Below are 15,518 nucleotides of genomic sequence, written 5' to 3' on the forward strand. Positions count from 1 at the left end.
TCTGCGTACACAATCCATTGTGGGAGCGAGCCTGCTCGCGAAGAAGCCAGCGCAGTCGCTACACCTCTAACGACTAGCGAAAATCCCGCCGCTCACGAATCAACGTGTAGGCATTGTGCAGCTCGCGGGTTTTATCGGTCGCTTCGCGCACCTGCGCTGGCGTCGCCCCCGTACCGGCAATCTTGTCCGGATGATGACGACTGAGCAGACGCCGATAGGCTCGCTTGATCTGCGCCGGTTCGCTGGACGCCGACACGCCCAATAAACGCATCGCCTCCTGATAACTCACCGCAGCGCTGACGATCGGTCGTTTGCCCGGCTCGTAATCATTGGCCAGGGCCTGAACCTGCTGCGATGTCCAGCCCAGCCATTTGCCCCACTGCGCCAACAATTCCCGCTCGCTGACGCCCGCACGACCATCGGCCCAGACCATCCGCCAGCACGCCCGCAACACACCCTCGGCGGCATGAGGCTGCGCGCTCAAGCGCCGCAGATAGCCACGCAGATTGTCATTTTCCGACTTGCCGCGGTTGAACGCGGCAATCGCCCGACGCGTCGCCGGCTCACTCATTTCCAGCGCGCGCATCTCGTTGCGCGCCTGCTGGATATGGCCATCGGTGACTCGACCGTCACTTTTGGCCAGACGTCCGAGCAACACAAACAACAGTTCGTCGTTACGCAGCATCGGCCGACCGCCGAGCTTTTCCCGCAAGTGTCCCCAGCTCTGCAAGTGCAAGCGCCGATCCAGCGCCTGCCCCAACAATGCCCCAAGCATGGCCCCCGGAATGCTGGCGATCGCAAAACCCGCTCCGGCTCCAATCAGAGTCCCTGGCCACAACATGTCAGCGACTCGCTTCTATCAAGGTTTCAGCTTCAGCCAGACGCTCGTGCGTACCGACATCCACCCAGTGACCTTTCAGTCGCTCGCCCGTGACCTCGTCAGCCGCCATGGCGTTGCGCAACAGCGGCGCCAGTTTGAAGGCGCCGTCGATGCAGCCGTCGAACAGCTGAGGATGCAGCACCGCGATGCCGCTGTAGGTCAGGGTCGCAGCGTCCGGCTGACCGTCGTGCACCTTGCCATCGACCAAAGTGAAATCTCCACTCGGGTGATGCGCCGGATTGTCGGCCAGTACCAGATGTGCGAGCCCGTTGATCGGCTGATGCAGCACGCTGAAGTCGTAATCGGTCCAGATATCACCGTTGACCACCAGGAAGGCGTCATCGCCGAGCAACGGCAGCGCACGGAAAATCCCGCCGCCGGTTTCCAGTGGCTCACCTTCCGGCGAGTACTGAATGCTCACGCCAAATTGCGAACCGTCGCCCAGGTAATCTTCGATCTGCTGACCGAGCCAGGCGTGATTGATCACGATCTCGTTGAACCCCGCAGCCGCCAGGGCGCGCAGGTGATATTCGATCAGGGGAACACCGCCGGCACGCACCAGTGGTTTCGGCGTGGTCAGGGTCAGCGGGCGCATACGCTCGCCTTTGCCTGCCGCCAGAATCATTGCCTTCATGCTGTTGCTCCACCCCGCAGGCTGGTGAACAGCGCTTGCAGCTCCGCCAGTTCCGGACGACGCGCAATCACCGCTTCTATATAAGAGAAGAAACGCGGCACGTCGGCCAGATAACGCGGCTTGCCATCGCGGTGGCAGATACGCGCGAAGATGCCGATGACTTTCAGGTGACGCTGCACGCCCATCACGTCGCTGGCGCGCAGGAAGTCCTCGAAGTCCGGCTGCACCGGAATATTCAGCGCCGAGGCTTGCTGCCAATAACTTTCCAGCCAGCCACGCACGCGTTCTTCAGGCCAACTGAGGAAGGCGTCCTTGAACAGGCACGTCACGTCGTAGGTCACCGGGCCGTAAACTGCATCCTGGAAATCCAGCACGCCGGGGTTCGGCTCGCTGAGCATCAGGTTGCGCGGCATGTAGTCGCGGTGCACCAGCACTTTGGGCTGGGCGAGTGCGCTGTCGATCAGCAGATCGCTGACCTGCTGCCACTGCTGTTGCTGAGTCGAATCGAATTCGACGCCGAGCTCATGTTTCACATACCACTCGGGGAACAGTTCCAGCTCACGACGCAGCAACGCAACGTCGTAACTCGGCAACGGTGCAACCATCGGCAACTGCTGAAAAGCCAGCAGCGCTTGCAAGGCATCGTTGAACAATGCGTCGGCATTTTCGCCATCGATCACGTCGAGATAGGTCTGGTTGCCCAGGTCATTGAGCAAAAGAAATCCGCGCTCGAGGTCTTCGGCGTAAATTTTCGGCACATTTATTCCGGATTTCGCCAGCAAAAAAGCGATATCCACGAACGGTTTGCAGTTTTCCTGGGGCGGCGGAGCGTCCATCACGACGAAGCTGCGACCTTCACCTTCCCAACGGAAGTAACGGCGGAAACTCGCGTCGCTGCTGGCCGCGGTCAACGTGGCCGGGGGCACGGTGCCCCAGCCCTGATCTGCAAACAGGTTTGCCAACTGCTCATCGAGCCAAACTTTCAGGTGTTGCAAGCGTACATCTTGGTCAGGCATTGCAAGGGTCTCCGACGGCGCTAGCCGTCAAGCGGGTCATGCTTTATTATCCAGCATCTTTTTCAGACCATCGAGAGGCGTGCGGCCCACACCGCGGGCAGATGGCACGCAGGAAGCCCGGACTAATAAGATGGCATTGAAATCCCCCGCGTTTCGTAAAAAATTTCCGTTGTTGGTAACCGGCAGTCTGCTGGCTATGCAACCTCTGGCCAGTCAATTCGTTGTTGCCGCCGAGCAGTATGACTGCTCCGTCTCGGCTTCGGGTGGTTGGGCCTGTGCGCCCAAATCAACCGCTGCTGCGTTGCCGCCGCGTCCGGTGCATGACGGCAGTGCCGTCAGCGCTACCGGCGAAGCTGCGACCGAGACCGGTTCGGCTGCCGACGCAGCGCCTAAAACGGCGCTGGTCACCGAAGCCAAGGGCCGCGGTTTGAAATCCCGTAGCGAAGACTTCAGTCACCTCGACTGGGTTCCGCGCGAGAAGCTCACCGCCGCTCAATTGGCCGAGACCGGGCCTTACTGCTCTGGTGCCTATATCGAACCCACTCGTCCTGGCATGAATGACAAGACGAATAAAAGCGATGCTCCGACCTTTATCGGCGCAAAAGCCTCGCGCTATAACACCGATGATCAAGTCGGTACGCTGGCTGGCGATGTCGTCCTGCGTCAGGGCAGCATGCAGGTCGAGTCCGACGAGGCCAGCCTGTATCAGGCCGAGAGCCGCGCCGAACTCAATGGCGATGTACGTATCCGCGACAACGGCGCGCTGATCGTCGGCGACCACGCCGATGTGCAGCTCGACACCGGTGAAGCCAAGGTCGACAACGCCGAATACGTGATGCACAAATCGCGCATTCGCGGCAACGCGCTGTACGCCAAGCGTGCGGAAAACGCGATCATCCGCCTGAAGGACGGCACGTACACCACGTGCGAACCGAACAGCAACGCCTGGCAGCTCAAGGGCAACAACATCACCTTGAACCCGGCTACCGGTTTCGGTACCGCGACCAACGTGACGTTGCGCGTAAAAGACATTCCGATTCTGTACACGCCGTACATCTACTTCCCGATCGACGACCGTCGTCAGTCGGGCTTCCTGCCGCCGACCATCGGCACCGGCAGCGATACCGGCTTCATGCTGGTCACTCCTTACTACTTCAACCTGGCGCCGAACTACGATGCCACGTTGTACCCGCGCTACATGAGCAAGCGTGGCATGTTGGTGGAAGGTGAGTTCCGTTACCTGACCAAGTCGAGTGAAGGTCAGTTCGGCGCGGCGTACCTCAATGACGAGGACGATGATCGCAAGCGTCAGTCCGACTACAGCGAGACTCGCTACATGTACAACTGGCAGCACAAGGGCGGTCTCGACTCCCGCGTGCTCACCCAGGTTGACTACACCAAGATCAGCGATCCTTATTACTTCCAGGATCTGCAGACCGATCAGATCGGTGTGAAAAGTTCTGACTACGTGAACCAGCAGGGTTCGGTGACTTACCGTGGTGACAGCTATACCGCTCGCCTGAATGCTCAGGCGTATCAACTAGCAACCGTTTCGAACATCACGCCGTACGATCGTCTGCCGCAGATCACCTTCAATGGACAGCTGCCGTATCACCCGGAAGGTCTGAACTTCGATTACGAGACGGAGCTGGTTCGTTTCGACCGTGATCTGAGAAGTGGCACTTTTGTACAGGAAGACGGCGTCACAACCGAACCGCGCCTGGACAACAACATTACGGGTCTGGCACGTGCCAATGGCGACCGTTTGAATCTCAAACCGGGCGTCAGTCTGCCGATGAACTGGACCTACGGCTTCCTGAAACCGTCGCTCAAGTATCAGTACACCCAGTACCAGCTGGACCTGGACAACACCGGTAAATCGCAGATCGATGCGATGACTGCTGAGCAGAAAAAACTCAACGGTGAATTCGACAGCAACCAGAACCGTGGCGTACCAATCGCCAGTATCGACAGCGGCCTGTATTTCGACCGCAATACGTCGTTCTTTGGCAAAAACTACCGCCAGACCCTGGAACCGCGCCTGTTCTACCTCTATGTACCGAAGGTTGATCAGGAAGATATTCCAGTATTCGACACCAGCGAATACACCTTCAACTACGCCTCGCTGTTCCGCGACAACCGCTTCTCCGGCTCCGACCGTGTCGGCGACGAGAACAAGCTGTCGCTGGGCGTGACCAGCCGCTGGATTGAAGACAACGGTTTCGAGCGTCAACGCATCAGCGTCGGTCAGGCTTACTACTTCAAGGATCGTGAAGTACAACTGCCAGGCATCGCGTTCAAGGATCGCAAAGATGCCCAGTCCGACGTCTCGCCATACGCACTCGAATATGAATACCGCTGGAACCGCGATTGGCGCACCACGGCCGACTACAACTGGGATCCGGACAGCCGCAGCCCGCGTTCCGGCAGCGCGATGTTCCACTACCAGCCTGAAGACAACCCGAACAAGGTCATCAACGCCGGTTATCGCTATCGCAACGACCAGGTTCGTTACGACCAGAACACCGGTAAATGGTCGGTGGGCGGTGGTGACTACGGCACACCAGGCACGCCTGGCTACGTGAAGGACTACTACAAGATCCAGCAGCATGACTTCTCGGTCATCTGGCCGATCGTTCCACAGTGGAACGCAATCAGCCGCTGGCAGTACGACTACAACCGCAACCGTACGCTGGAAGCCTTCGGTGGTTTCGAGTACGACAACTGCTGCTGGAAACTGCGCCTGATCAACCGTTACTGGGTTTCCTATGACGAGTTCAGCCAGGAAGCTCCGCAAAACGAAAAAGGCGACCATGGCGTCTTCCTCCAAATTGTTCTGAAGGGACTCGGCGGCCTGACCGGCGCCAAGGTAGAGAGCTTCCTCGACAAAGGCATTCAAGGTTATCGTGAACGTGAAGACCAAGCTTTCTGATTGTCTGCGCCCGCTGATGCTGGGCGCGCTGTTCCTGGGTACTGCGGCTAACGCCGCAGTTCAATCCATCGATAAAGTGGTCGCGATCGTCGACAACGACGTGGTCATGCAGAGCCAACTGGACCAGCGCGTTCATGAAGTGCAGCAGACCATCGCCAAGCGTGGTGGCGGCTTGCCGCCTCCTGGCGTACTGGATCAACAGGTGCTCGAGCGTCTGATCGTCGAAAACCTGCAACTGCAGATTGGCGAGCGTTCCGGCATCCGCATCACCGACGAAGAATTGAACCAGGCAGTCGGTACCATTGCTCAGCGCAACAACATGACGGTTGAGCAGTTCCGTGCTGCTCTGGCTCGCGACGGCCTGTCCTACGACGACGCCCGTGACCAGATCAAACGCGAAATGGTCATCAGCCGCGTACGTCAGCGCCGCGTGGCAGAACGCATTCAGGTCTCCGAGCAGGAAGTGAAGAACTTCCTCGCCTCCGACCTGGGCAAAATGCAACTGTCCGAAGAGCTGCACCTGGCCAACATCCTGATCCCGACGCCGGAAAGCGCCAACTCTGACGCCATTCAGAGCGCTGCCCGTACGGCGATGGCGGTTTACCAGCAACTCAAGCAAGGCGCTGACTTCGGTCAGATGGCCGTGGCCAAGTCCGGTAGCGACAACGCTCTGGAAGGCGGCGACATGGGCTGGCGTAAAGCCGCACAATTGCCACCGCCGTTCGACCGCGAGTTGAGCAGCATGGCCGTCGGCGACATCACGCAACCTGCACGCACACCGGGTGGCTTCATCATCCTCAAGCTGCTGGCAAAACGCGGTGGCGAAGCGCAGATGCGCGATGAAGTGCATGTACGCCATATTCTGGTGAAGCCAAGCCCGATTCGTGATGAAGCGAAGACCAAGGCGCTGGTTCAATCTTTGTATGAACGCATCCTCGCAGGTGAAGATTTCGCCACTCTGGCGAAAAGCTACTCCGAAGACCCGGGCTCGGCGCTTAACGGCGGCGACCTGAACTGGATCGACCCGAACGCATTGGTACCGGAATTCCGCGAAGTGATGGCCAAGACCCCACAAGGTCAGCTGTCCAAGCCATTCCAGACCCAATACGGCTGGCACGTTCTGGAAGTCCTTGGCCGCCGCGCCACCGACAGCACCGAACAGGCCCGCGAGCAGCAAGCCATGACCGTACTGCGTAACCGCAAATACGACGAAGAGCTGCAAACCTGGCTGCGTCAGATCCGTGACGAAGCGTACGTAGAGATCAAACTCCCTGGTGCAGACCAGGCAGCGCAGTGAAACCCCAGCGTTTCGCGTTGACACCCGGCGAACCAGCCGGCATCGGTCCCGACCTGTGCCTGCTGCTCGCCTCGCAAGCCCAGCCACATCCCCTGATTGCCATTACCAGCCGCGACCTGCTCTCCGAGCGGGCCGCGCAGCTGGGGCTGGCCGTCACTTTGCTGGATGTTGCGCCTGGCCGTTGGCCGGATGCTCCGGCGCCCGCCAACAGCCTGTACGTTTGGGACACACCGCTCAGCGCCCCCGTGGTAGCCGGGCAACTGGACAAGGCCAACGCCGCGTTCGTCCTCGAAACCCTGACCCGCGCCGGTAATGGCTGCCTCAACGGCGACTTCGCCGGGATGATCACCGCCCCTGTGCACAAGGGCGTGATCAACGAGTCAGGTATCGCCTTTTCCGGGCACACGGAATTCCTCGCTGACCTGACCCAAACCGCCCAAGTCGTGATGATGCTCGCCACCCGCGGTTTGCGTGTGGCACTGGTCACCACTCACCTGCCCCTGCGCGAGATTGCCGACGCAATCACACCGGAACGGCTGGAACGGGTTACACGGATTCTGCACAGCGACCTGCAAAACAAATTCGGCATCGCCCAGCCACGTATCCTTGTCTGCGGGCTCAACCCGCACGCTGGAGAAGGCGGACACTTGGGCCATGAAGAAATCGACATCATTGAACCGACATTAGAGCGCCTGCGCGGCGAGGGCATGGACCTTCGTGGCCCGCTGCCTGCCGACACTCTGTTTACCCCCAAATATCTGGAGCACTGCGACGCAGTGCTGGCGATGTACCACGACCAGGGCTTGCCTGTGCTCAAGTACAAAGGCTTCGGCGCTGCCGTCAACGTGACCCTGGGTCTGCCGATCATCCGCACATCGGTCGATCACGGCACGGCCCTGGATCTGGCCGGCAGCGGCAAGATCGACACCGGCAGCCTGCAAGTCGCCCTGGAAACCGCCTACCAGATGGCCGAGACCCGTTTATGACCGAGCAATACCAACACAAGGCGCGCAAACGCTTTGGCCAGAACTTCCTGCACGATGCCGGGGTTATCGACCGCATCCTGCGCTCCATCAGCGCCAAGTCTGAAGACCGCCTGCTGGAAATCGGCCCGGGCCAGGGCGCATTGACCGCCGGCCTGCTGAACTCCGGCGCGCAACTCGACGTGGTGGAACTGGACAAGGATCTGATTCCGATCCTCAACCAGCAGTTTGCCGGCAAGAGCAATTTCAACCTGCACCAGGGCGATGCGCTGAAGTTCGACTTCAACACGCTCAACGCCGCGCCGAACAGCCTGCGTGTGGTCGGCAACCTGCCGTACAACATCTCCACGCCGCTGATTTTTCACCTGCTGAACAACGCCGGCATCATTCGCGACATGCACTTCATGCTGCAGAAAGAAGTAGTCGAGCGTCTGGCCGCAGGCCCTGGCGGTGGTGACTGGGGTCGCCTGTCGATCATGGTTCAGTATCACTGCCGCGTAGAGCACCTGTTCAACGTTGGCCCGGGCGCGTTCAACCCGCCGCCGAAAGTCGACTCGGCGATCGTCCGTCTGGTGCCGCACGCGGTACTGCCGCACCCGGCCAAGGATCACAAGTTACTGGAGCGTGTTGTGCGCGAAGCGTTCAACCAACGCCGCAAGACTTTGCGCAACACCCTCAAGCAATTGCTCAGCAATGCCGAGATCGAAGCAGCCGGCGTTGATGGCAGCCTGCGTCCGGAGCAACTGGATCTGGCGGCGTTCGTACGCCTGGCCGACCAGTTGGCGGTACAAGTCCCGGCCTCCCCCGCCGCCGACTGATAAACGATGAACGCTATCGGGCAGGACGCCACTCTGGTTTACTGCCCGATACTTGCCTAGACTGATTCCCCATCAGCTACGCCCCGCGTTCCGCTTCGTTTAAGGCCTCTTGCATGTCCGATTCCCGTTACCAGGTCGATGTCAGCGTCGTTACCCACTATCTGGCAGACCAATCGCAACCCGAGCACGACCGCTTCGCCTTCGCCTACACCATTACTGTGCAGAACAATGGCGAGCAGCCTGCGCGCCTGATGTCGCGACACTGGGTGATCACCGATGGCGACGGGCATGTCGAAGAGGTGCGTGGCGCCGGCGTCGTCGGCCAACAACCCTTGATTGATGCCGGCCAGAGCCACACCTACAGCAGCGGCACGGTAATGACCACCAAGGTCGGTACCATGCAAGGCACCTACGAAATGGTCGCCACTGACGGCAAGCATTTCGACGCGATCATCAAGCCCTTCCGCCTCGCCGTCCCCGGAGCCCTGCACTGATGGCGACGTATGCCGTCGGCGACCTGCAAGGCTGCCTCGAACCGCTGAAATGCCTGCTCAGGCAAGTCGCGTTCGACCCGAAAATCGATCGACTGTGGCTGGTGGGTGATTTGGTCAACCGAGGCCCGCAGTCGCTGGAAACCCTGCGTTTTCTGTATGGCATGCGTGAGTCGCTGATCTGCGTACTCGGCAACCACGACCTGCACTTGCTTGCTGCCGCAAAGAATATCGAGCGTTTAAAGAAGTCCGACACCCTGCGCGAGATTCTCGAAGCGCCGGACAGTGCCGAACTGCTTGAATGGGTGCGCCAACAAAAGCTGATGCACTACGACGAGACGCGTGATGTCGCCATGGTTCACGCGGGCATTCCACCGCAATGGTCACTGCGCCGCGCCCTGAAATGCGCTGATGAAGTCGAAACCGCCCTGCGTGACGACAACCTGTTTCCGGCCTACCTCGACGGCATGTATGGAAATGAGCCGGCGAAATGGGACAACGATCTCAAAGGTGTGGCCCGCCTGCGCGTCATCACCAACTATTTCACGCGCATGCGTTTCTGCACCGCCGAAGGCAAGCTCGACCTCAAGAGCAAGGAAGGCCTCGACACCGCCCCTCCCGGTTACAAACCGTGGTTCCAGCACCGGGACCGCAAGACCAAGGGTCTGCGCATCATCTTCGGCCACTGGGCGGCACTCGAAGGCAATATCCATGAGCCAGGCATCTCGGCGCTGGACACTGGTTGTGTCTGGGGCGGTAGCCTGACCCTGATGAACGTCGACAGCGGTGAACGCCTGTCCTGCAAATGCGATGAACACGGCGGCATAGCGCCAAGCGTCGCACCACTTATCCCCGAAACCTCGCCAGTCAGCGTCCCGCGTTAGACTGCGTTTTCAGCCGAGCAACAGGAACCCGCCATGAGCGAATTCAAACGAATCCCCCCGGAACAGGCCCAGGCCCTGCGTGAGCAAGGTGCCGTTGTCGTCGATGTCCGCGATCCGGCGACTTTTGCCGCCCTGCATATCAGTGGCTCGAAGCATCTGGACAATCATTCGCTGCACGCCTTTATCCAAGGCGCTGACCTCGATGCACCGACCGTAGTCGTCTGCTACCACGGCAATTCCAGCCAGGGTGCTGCGGCCTACCTGATCAGCCAAGGCTTCTCCGACGTCTACAGCATGGACGGCGGCTTCGAATTGTGGCGTACGACTTATCCTGCGGAAACCGCGCAAGGCACCGCCGAATAATTTTTTTGTCACGCGCAGGCCCCGGCTGACGCGGGCCTGCGCGGGCAGACGAACGGTCTTGCCACAACTAATTACGTATCTCGCCTTTACCTCCTGAATTCCCAACTATCCTTAAGCCCAGGCCATCCAAAACAGGGGAGAGCCGGTACACCGGCGCACGGGTCATCGGGAGTGACTTTCACGATTGTCGATCGTGGAAGTGTTCTGGGGGGTAAACAATCGGCTGCTACTGCGGCTGCTTGCCAGCATCGACTGAGTGATCCGGCGTCGGCTCCACGTATCGAGCGAGGTGACGTCATGAGTATCTTTAGCCACTTCCAACAACGCTTCGAGTCCACACGCCAGGAAGAACTCTCGCTGCAAGAGTACCTGGAGCTGTGCAAGAAAGACCGTAGCGCCTACGTTTCCGCCGCCGAGCGTCTATTACTGGCCATCGGCGAGCCGGAACTGCTCGACACCTCGACCAACTCGAGGCTGTCACGCATCTTCTCCAACAAGGTGATCCGTCGCTATCCGGCCTTTGAAGACTTCCACGGGATGGAAGAATGCATCGACCAGATCGTTTCGTATTTCCGCCATGCCGCCCAAGGCCTGGAAGAGAAGAAACAAATCCTCTATCTGCTCGGCCCCGTCGGCGGCGGTAAATCGTCGCTGGCCGAGAAGCTGAAACAGCTGATCGAGAAAGTGCCCTTCTACGCGATCAAGGGCTCGCCGGTATTCGAATCGCCTTTGGGTCTGTTCAACGCCACCGAAGATGGCGCGATCCTCGAAGAAGACTTCGGTATCCCGCGGCGCTACCTGAACACCATCATGTCGCCATGGGCGACCAAACGCCTGGCCGAATTCGGCGGCGACATCAGCCAGTTCCGCGTGGTCAAACTGTACCCGTCGATCCTTAACCAGATCGCCGTGGCCAAGACCGAACCGGGTGACGAGAACAACCAGGACATTTCCGCACTGGTTGGTAAAGTCGACATCCGTAAACTCGAGGAATACCCACAGAACGACGCCGACGCCTACAGCTATTCCGGTGCGCTGTGCCGGGCCAACCAGGGCCTGATGGAATTCGTCGAAATGTTCAAGGCACCGATCAAGGTGCTACACCCATTGCTGACCGCGACTCAGGAAGGCAACTACAACAGTACCGAAGGCCTCGGCGCGATTCCGTTCACCGGGATCCTGCTCGCCCACTCCAACGAATCGGAGTGGCACACCTTCCGCAACAACAAGAACAACGAAGCGTTCATCGACCGGATCTACATCGTCAAAGTGCCGTACTGCCTGCGCGTCAGCGACGAAGTGAAGATCTACGACAAACTGCTGTTCAACAGCTCACTGGCCAAGGCCCATTGCGCACCGGACACCCTGAAAATGCTGGCGCAGTTCACTGTCCTGTCACGCCTCAAGGAGCCGGAAAACTCCAACATCTATTCGAAAATGCGCGTCTACGACGGCGAAAACCTCAAGGACACCGATCCAAAGGCCAAGTCGATTCAGGAATATCGCGACTCGGCAGGCGTCGATGAAGGCATGAACGGTCTGTCGACCCGCTTCGCCTTCAAGATCCTCTCCAAGGTCTTCAACTTCGATCCGCATGAAATCGCCGCCAACCCGGTGCATCTGCTCTATGTACTGGAACAGCAGATCGAACAGGAACAATTCCAGGCCGAAACCCGCGAGCGCTATCTGCGCTACCTGAAAGAGTATCTGGCACCGCGTTATATCGAATTCATCGGCAAGGAGATCCAGACCGCGTACCTTGAGTCTTACAGCGAGTACGGCCAGAACATCTTCGACCGCTACGTGCTGTACGCCGACTTCTGGATTCAGGATCAGGAATACCGCGACCCGGAAACCGGCGAGATTCTCAACCGCGTCGCTCTGAACGAAGAACTGGAGAAAATCGAGAAGCCGGCCGGCATCAGCAATCCGAAGGATTTCCGCAACGAGATCGTCAACTTCGTGTTGCGCGCACGGGCCAACAACAACGGCAAGAACCCGACCTGGCTCAGTTACGAAAAACTGCGGGTGGTCATCGAGAAGAAAATGTTCTCGAACACCGAGGACCTGCTGCCAGTCATCAGCTTCAACGCCAAGGCCAGCAAAGAGGATCAGCAAAAGCACAACGACTTCGTTACACGCATGGTCGAACGTGGCTATACCGACAAACAGGTACGACTGCTGTCCGAATGGTACCTACGGGTCCGGAAGTCGCAGTGAAGCAGCAGCAAGCTTCCAGCTACGAGCTGCAAGAACAAAGCGCGTAACCCAGTGATCCCCGGGAACCTGCTTTTACTTGCAGCTTGAGGCTCACAACTTGAAGCTGCCCGGAGGGCTTCCTATGAGTTATGTGATCGACCGACGTCTCAATGGCAAGAACAAGAGCACGGTAAACCGCCAGCGTTTCCTGCGGCGCTACCGTGACCACATCAAGAAGGCTGTCGAAGAGGCGGTCAGCCGGCGCTCCATTACCGATATGGAACACGGCGAACAGATCAGCATTCCCGGTCGCGACATCGACGAACCGGTGCTTCACCACGGCCGTGGCGGCAAGCAGACCGTGGTTCATCCCGGCAACAAGGAATTCACCGCCGGCGAACACATCGCTCGCCCACCGGGAGGTGGCGGCGGACGCGGCCCGGGCAAGGCCGGCAATTCCGGTGAAGGCATGGACGAGTTCGTCTTCCAGATTACACAGGAAGAGTTTCTCGAATTCATGTTCGAAGACCTCGAGCTGCCGAACCTGGTCAAACGCAATTTGAGCGGTACTGACACTTTTAAAACCGTTCGTGCCGGGATCAGCAACGAAGGCAACCCGTCGCGCATCAATATCATCCGCACCCTGCGTTCGGCTCATGCGCGACGCATTGCCCTGTCCGGCAGCAGCCGGGCGAAACTGCGCGAAGTCAAAGAAGAACTTGAGCGACTGAGACGCGAAGAGCCAGACAACTTCGGCGATATCCAGGAACTCGAGGCGGAAATCGAAAAACTCAGCGCGCGCATCCATCGCGTGCCGTTCCTCGATACGTTCGACCTGAAATACAACTTGCTGATCAAGCAGCCCAACCCCAGTTCAAAAGCGGTGATGTTCTGCTTGATGGACGTTTCCGGCTCCATGACGCAGGCGACCAAGGACATCGCCAAACGCTTTTTCATCCTGTTGTACCTGTTCCTGAAACGCAATTACGACAAGATCGACGTGGTGTTCATCCGCCACCACACCAGTGCCCGGGAAGTCGACGAAGAAGAGTTTTTCTATTCGCGGGAAACCGGCGGCACCATCGTTTCCAGCGCCCTGAAACTGATGCAGGAGATCATGGCCGAGCGTTACCCGAGCAACGAGTGGAACATCTACGCGGCGCAGGCTTCCGACGGCGACAACTGGAACGATGACTCGCCGATCTGCCGCGACATCCTGATCAACCAGATCATGCCGTTTGTGCAGTACTACACTTATGTGGAGATCACCCCGCGCGAACATCAGGCCCTGTGGTACGAGTACGAACGTATCGCCGAAGCCTTCTCTGACACTTTTGCCCAGCAGCAACTGGTCTCGGCCGGGGATATCTATCCGGTCTTCCGTGAACTCTTCCAGCGCAGGTTAGTGACATGACCGCCAAAGAGCAGAAGCGCCAACCCATTTCCACCGGCTCCGAATGGACGTTCGAGCTGATCCAGACCTACGACCGCGAAATCGCCCGGATCGCGGCCCGCTACGCCCTGGATACCTATCCCAACCAGATCGAAGTGATCACCGCCGAGCAAATGATGGACGCGTACGCCTCGGTGGGCATGCCACTGGGCTATCACCATTGGTCCTACGGCAAACACTTCCTCAGCACCGAAAAGTCCTACAGCCGCGGGCAGATGGGCCTGGCCTACGAAATCGTGATCAACTCCGACCCTTGCATCGCCTACCTGATGGAAGAAAACACCATCTGCATGCAGGCGCTGGTGGTGGCGCACGCGTGCTATGGCCACAACAGTTTCTTCAAGGGCAATTACCTGTTCCGCACCTGGACCGATGCCAGTTCGATCATTGATTACCTGGTGTTTGCCAAGCAATACATCATGCAGTGCGAAGAGCGCCACGGCATCGATGCGGTGGAAGACCTGCTCGACTCCTGCCATGCGCTGATGAACTACGGCGTCGACCGCTACAAGCGTCCGTATCCGATTTCCGCCGAAGAGGAACGCCGGCGGCAAAAGGATCGCGAAGAGCACCTGCAGAAGCAGATCAACGATCTGTGGCGCACGATCCCCAAAGGCGCGGACAAGTACAGTGACAGGGACAACGCTCGCTTCCCGGCCGAGCCGCAGGAAAACATCCTGTATTTCATCGAGAAACACGCGCCGTTGCTGGAGCCGTGGCAGCGCGAAATCGTGCGGATCGTGCGCAAGATCGCTCAGTATTTCTATCCGCAGCGTCAGACCCAGGTGATGAACGAAGGCTGGGCAACGTTCTGGCACTACACGCTGATGAACGACCTGTACGACGAAGGACTGGTCACCGAAGGCTTCATGATGGAGTTCCTCACCTCGCACACCAGTGTGGTGTTTCAGCCAGGCTTCGACAGCCCCTACTACAACGGCATCAACCCTTACGCGCTGGGCTTTGCGATGTATCGCGACATTCGGCGCATGTGTGAGGAGCCTACCGAAGAGGATCGTCGCTGGTTCCCGGAAATTGCCGGGACTGACTGGCTGTCGACCATCAAGTTCGCCATGAGCAGCTTCAAGGATGAGAGTTTCATCCTGCAGTATCTGTCGCCGAAGGTGATCCGTGACCTGAAACTGTTCAGCATCATGGATGACGATCAGAAGGACGACTTGTTGGTGCCTGCGATTCATGACGAACCCGGCTACCGGATCATCCGCGAAACCCTGGCCGCGCAATACAACCTCGGCAATCGTGAACCGAACGTGCAGATCTACAGCATCGATCGACGCGGCGACCGCTCACTGACCTTGCGTCACCAACAGCACGATCGCAAACCGCTGGGAGATTCCACCGACGAGGTGCTCAAACACCTGCATCGCTTGTGGGGCTTCGATATCCACCTGGAAACCCTGCAAGGCGACCAGATCATGAAAACCCATCACGTTCCGCCACGCAGTGAACACAGCGAAGGGGATTACGGTCGACTGGATCTGGCCGTCATTCATCTTTGATCCGGTTCTGGCCTCCGAAAGTCTGACGCAAGGGTTATCCTGTCCGGC

General features: G+C 58.8%; 13 protein-coding genes. 10 read left to right on the forward strand and 3 right to left on the reverse strand.

All coding sequences use genetic code 11. The features are described 5' to 3' along the window. Positions 1-73 precede the first annotated feature (73 nt). Genes AC5SEM_RS22930 through AC5SEM_RS22940 form a run of 3 tightly spaced genes read right to left on the reverse strand, consistent with a single transcriptional unit; the run spans position 74 to position 2,530 of the window. The gene (locus tag AC5SEM_RS22930; protein WP_077574762.1) at positions 74-841 is read right to left on the reverse strand and encodes a TerB family tellurite resistance protein; all 768 of its coding nucleotides are present in this window, start codon (positions 839-841) and stop codon (positions 74-76) included. Between the two features lies 1 nt (position 842). Next, a complete protein-coding gene (gene murU, locus AC5SEM_RS22935) occupies positions 843-1,514 on the reverse strand; it encodes an N-acetylmuramate alpha-1-phosphate uridylyltransferase MurU (RefSeq protein WP_116028311.1) in 672 nt (223 codons plus the stop codon). Further along, positions 1,511-2,530 (reverse strand): aminoglycoside phosphotransferase family protein, encoded by a 1,020-nt coding sequence (locus AC5SEM_RS22940; RefSeq protein WP_495471322.1) that lies wholly within the window; start codon positions 2,528-2,530, stop codon positions 1,511-1,513. The genes murU and AC5SEM_RS22940 overlap by 4 nt, the downstream gene beginning before the upstream one ends. 130 nt (positions 2,531-2,660) lie before the next feature. Here AC5SEM_RS22940 and AC5SEM_RS22945 point away from each other — a divergent pair, with 130 nt between their 5' ends. The 10 genes from AC5SEM_RS22945 (at position 2,661) to AC5SEM_RS22990 (ending at position 15,470) form a co-directional block, all read left to right on the forward strand. Continuing rightward, the gene (locus AC5SEM_RS22945) at positions 2,661-5,462 is read left to right on the forward strand and encodes an LPS-assembly protein LptD (RefSeq protein WP_495471323.1); all 2,802 of its coding nucleotides are present in this window, start codon (positions 2,661-2,663) and stop codon (positions 5,460-5,462) included. After that, positions 5,437-6,759, forward strand: coding sequence for a peptidylprolyl isomerase SurA (gene surA, locus AC5SEM_RS22950; RefSeq protein ID WP_495471324.1), 1,323 nt, complete (start codon positions 5,437-5,439; stop codon positions 6,757-6,759). Before AC5SEM_RS22945 ends, surA begins: the two co-directional genes overlap by 26 nt. Further along, the gene (pdxA, locus tag AC5SEM_RS22955; protein ID WP_495471325.1) at positions 6,756-7,745 is read left to right on the forward strand and encodes a 4-hydroxythreonine-4-phosphate dehydrogenase PdxA; all 990 of its coding nucleotides are present in this window, start codon (positions 6,756-6,758) and stop codon (positions 7,743-7,745) included. The genes surA and pdxA overlap by 4 nt, the downstream gene beginning before the upstream one ends. Continuing rightward, a complete protein-coding gene (rsmA, locus tag AC5SEM_RS22960) occupies positions 7,742-8,560 on the forward strand; it encodes a 16S rRNA (adenine(1518)-N(6)/adenine(1519)-N(6))-dimethyltransferase RsmA (RefSeq protein ID WP_095122616.1) in 819 nt (272 codons plus the stop codon). Before pdxA ends, rsmA begins: the two co-directional genes overlap by 4 nt. A gap of 113 nt (positions 8,561-8,673) precedes the next feature. Then, the gene (gene apaG, locus AC5SEM_RS22965) at positions 8,674-9,054 is read left to right on the forward strand and encodes a Co2+/Mg2+ efflux facilitator ApaG/CorD (RefSeq protein WP_008085199.1); all 381 of its coding nucleotides are present in this window, start codon (positions 8,674-8,676) and stop codon (positions 9,052-9,054) included. Continuing rightward, entirely contained in the window at positions 9,054-9,935 is an 882-nt protein-coding gene (locus AC5SEM_RS22970; protein WP_495471326.1) for a symmetrical bis(5'-nucleosyl)-tetraphosphatase, read from the forward strand. The genes apaG and AC5SEM_RS22970 overlap by 1 nt, the downstream gene beginning before the upstream one ends. A gap of 33 nt (positions 9,936-9,968) precedes the next feature. Then, positions 9,969-10,298: a thiosulfate sulfurtransferase GlpE gene (gene glpE / locus AC5SEM_RS22975; protein WP_016983139.1), complete on the forward strand. Its 330-nt coding sequence runs from the start codon at positions 9,969-9,971 to the stop codon at positions 10,296-10,298. 297 nt (positions 10,299-10,595) lie between these two features. Continuing rightward, positions 10,596-12,518 carry a PrkA family serine protein kinase gene (locus tag AC5SEM_RS22980; RefSeq protein ID WP_007910115.1) on the forward strand — a complete coding sequence of 641 codons (1,923 nt, stop codon included), beginning with the start codon at positions 10,596-10,598 and terminating at the stop codon, positions 12,516-12,518. 121 nt (positions 12,519-12,639) lie between these two features. Beyond that, positions 12,640-13,911, forward strand: a complete 1,272-nt coding sequence (locus tag AC5SEM_RS22985) for a YeaH/YhbH family protein (RefSeq protein ID WP_007910114.1) — start codon at positions 12,640-12,642, stop codon at positions 13,909-13,911. After that, the gene (locus AC5SEM_RS22990; protein ID WP_077574770.1) at positions 13,908-15,470 is read left to right on the forward strand and encodes a SpoVR family protein; all 1,563 of its coding nucleotides are present in this window, start codon (positions 13,908-13,910) and stop codon (positions 15,468-15,470) included. The genes AC5SEM_RS22985 and AC5SEM_RS22990 overlap by 4 nt, the downstream gene beginning before the upstream one ends. The last annotated feature ends 48 nt before the right edge of the window (positions 15,471-15,518 follow it).

The sequence above is a fragment of the Pseudomonas sp. CH61 genome (assembly GCF_059429415.1).

What these genes read in the sequence shown, in the direction of transcription:
- AC5SEM_RS22930 (WP_077574762.1), bottom strand. Translation starts at nt 841, where the DNA reads ATGTTGTGGCCAGGGACTCTGATTGGAGCCGGAGCGGGTTTTGCGATC.
- murU (WP_116028311.1), bottom strand. Translation starts at nt 1,514, where the DNA reads ATGAAGGCAATGATTCTGGCGGCAGGCAAAGGCGAGCGTATGCGCCCG.
- AC5SEM_RS22940 (WP_495471322.1), bottom strand. Translation starts at nt 2,530, where the DNA reads ATGCCTGACCAAGATGTACGCTTGCAACACCTGAAAGTTTGGCTCGAT.
- AC5SEM_RS22945 (WP_495471323.1), top strand. Translation starts at nt 2,661, where the DNA reads ATGGCATTGAAATCCCCCGCGTTTCGTAAAAAATTTCCGTTGTTGGTA.
- rsmA (WP_095122616.1), top strand. Translation starts at nt 7,742, where the DNA reads ATGACCGAGCAATACCAACACAAGGCGCGCAAACGCTTTGGCCAGAAC.
- apaG (WP_008085199.1), top strand. Translation starts at nt 8,674, where the DNA reads ATGTCCGATTCCCGTTACCAGGTCGATGTCAGCGTCGTTACCCACTAT.
- AC5SEM_RS22970 (WP_495471326.1), top strand. Translation starts at nt 9,054, where the DNA reads ATGGCGACGTATGCCGTCGGCGACCTGCAAGGCTGCCTCGAACCGCTG.
- glpE (WP_016983139.1), top strand. Translation starts at nt 9,969, where the DNA reads ATGAGCGAATTCAAACGAATCCCCCCGGAACAGGCCCAGGCCCTGCGT.
- AC5SEM_RS22980 (WP_007910115.1), top strand. Translation starts at nt 10,596, where the DNA reads ATGAGTATCTTTAGCCACTTCCAACAACGCTTCGAGTCCACACGCCAG.
- AC5SEM_RS22985 (WP_007910114.1), top strand. Translation starts at nt 12,640, where the DNA reads ATGAGTTATGTGATCGACCGACGTCTCAATGGCAAGAACAAGAGCACG.
- AC5SEM_RS22990 (WP_077574770.1), top strand. Translation starts at nt 13,908, where the DNA reads ATGACCGCCAAAGAGCAGAAGCGCCAACCCATTTCCACCGGCTCCGAA.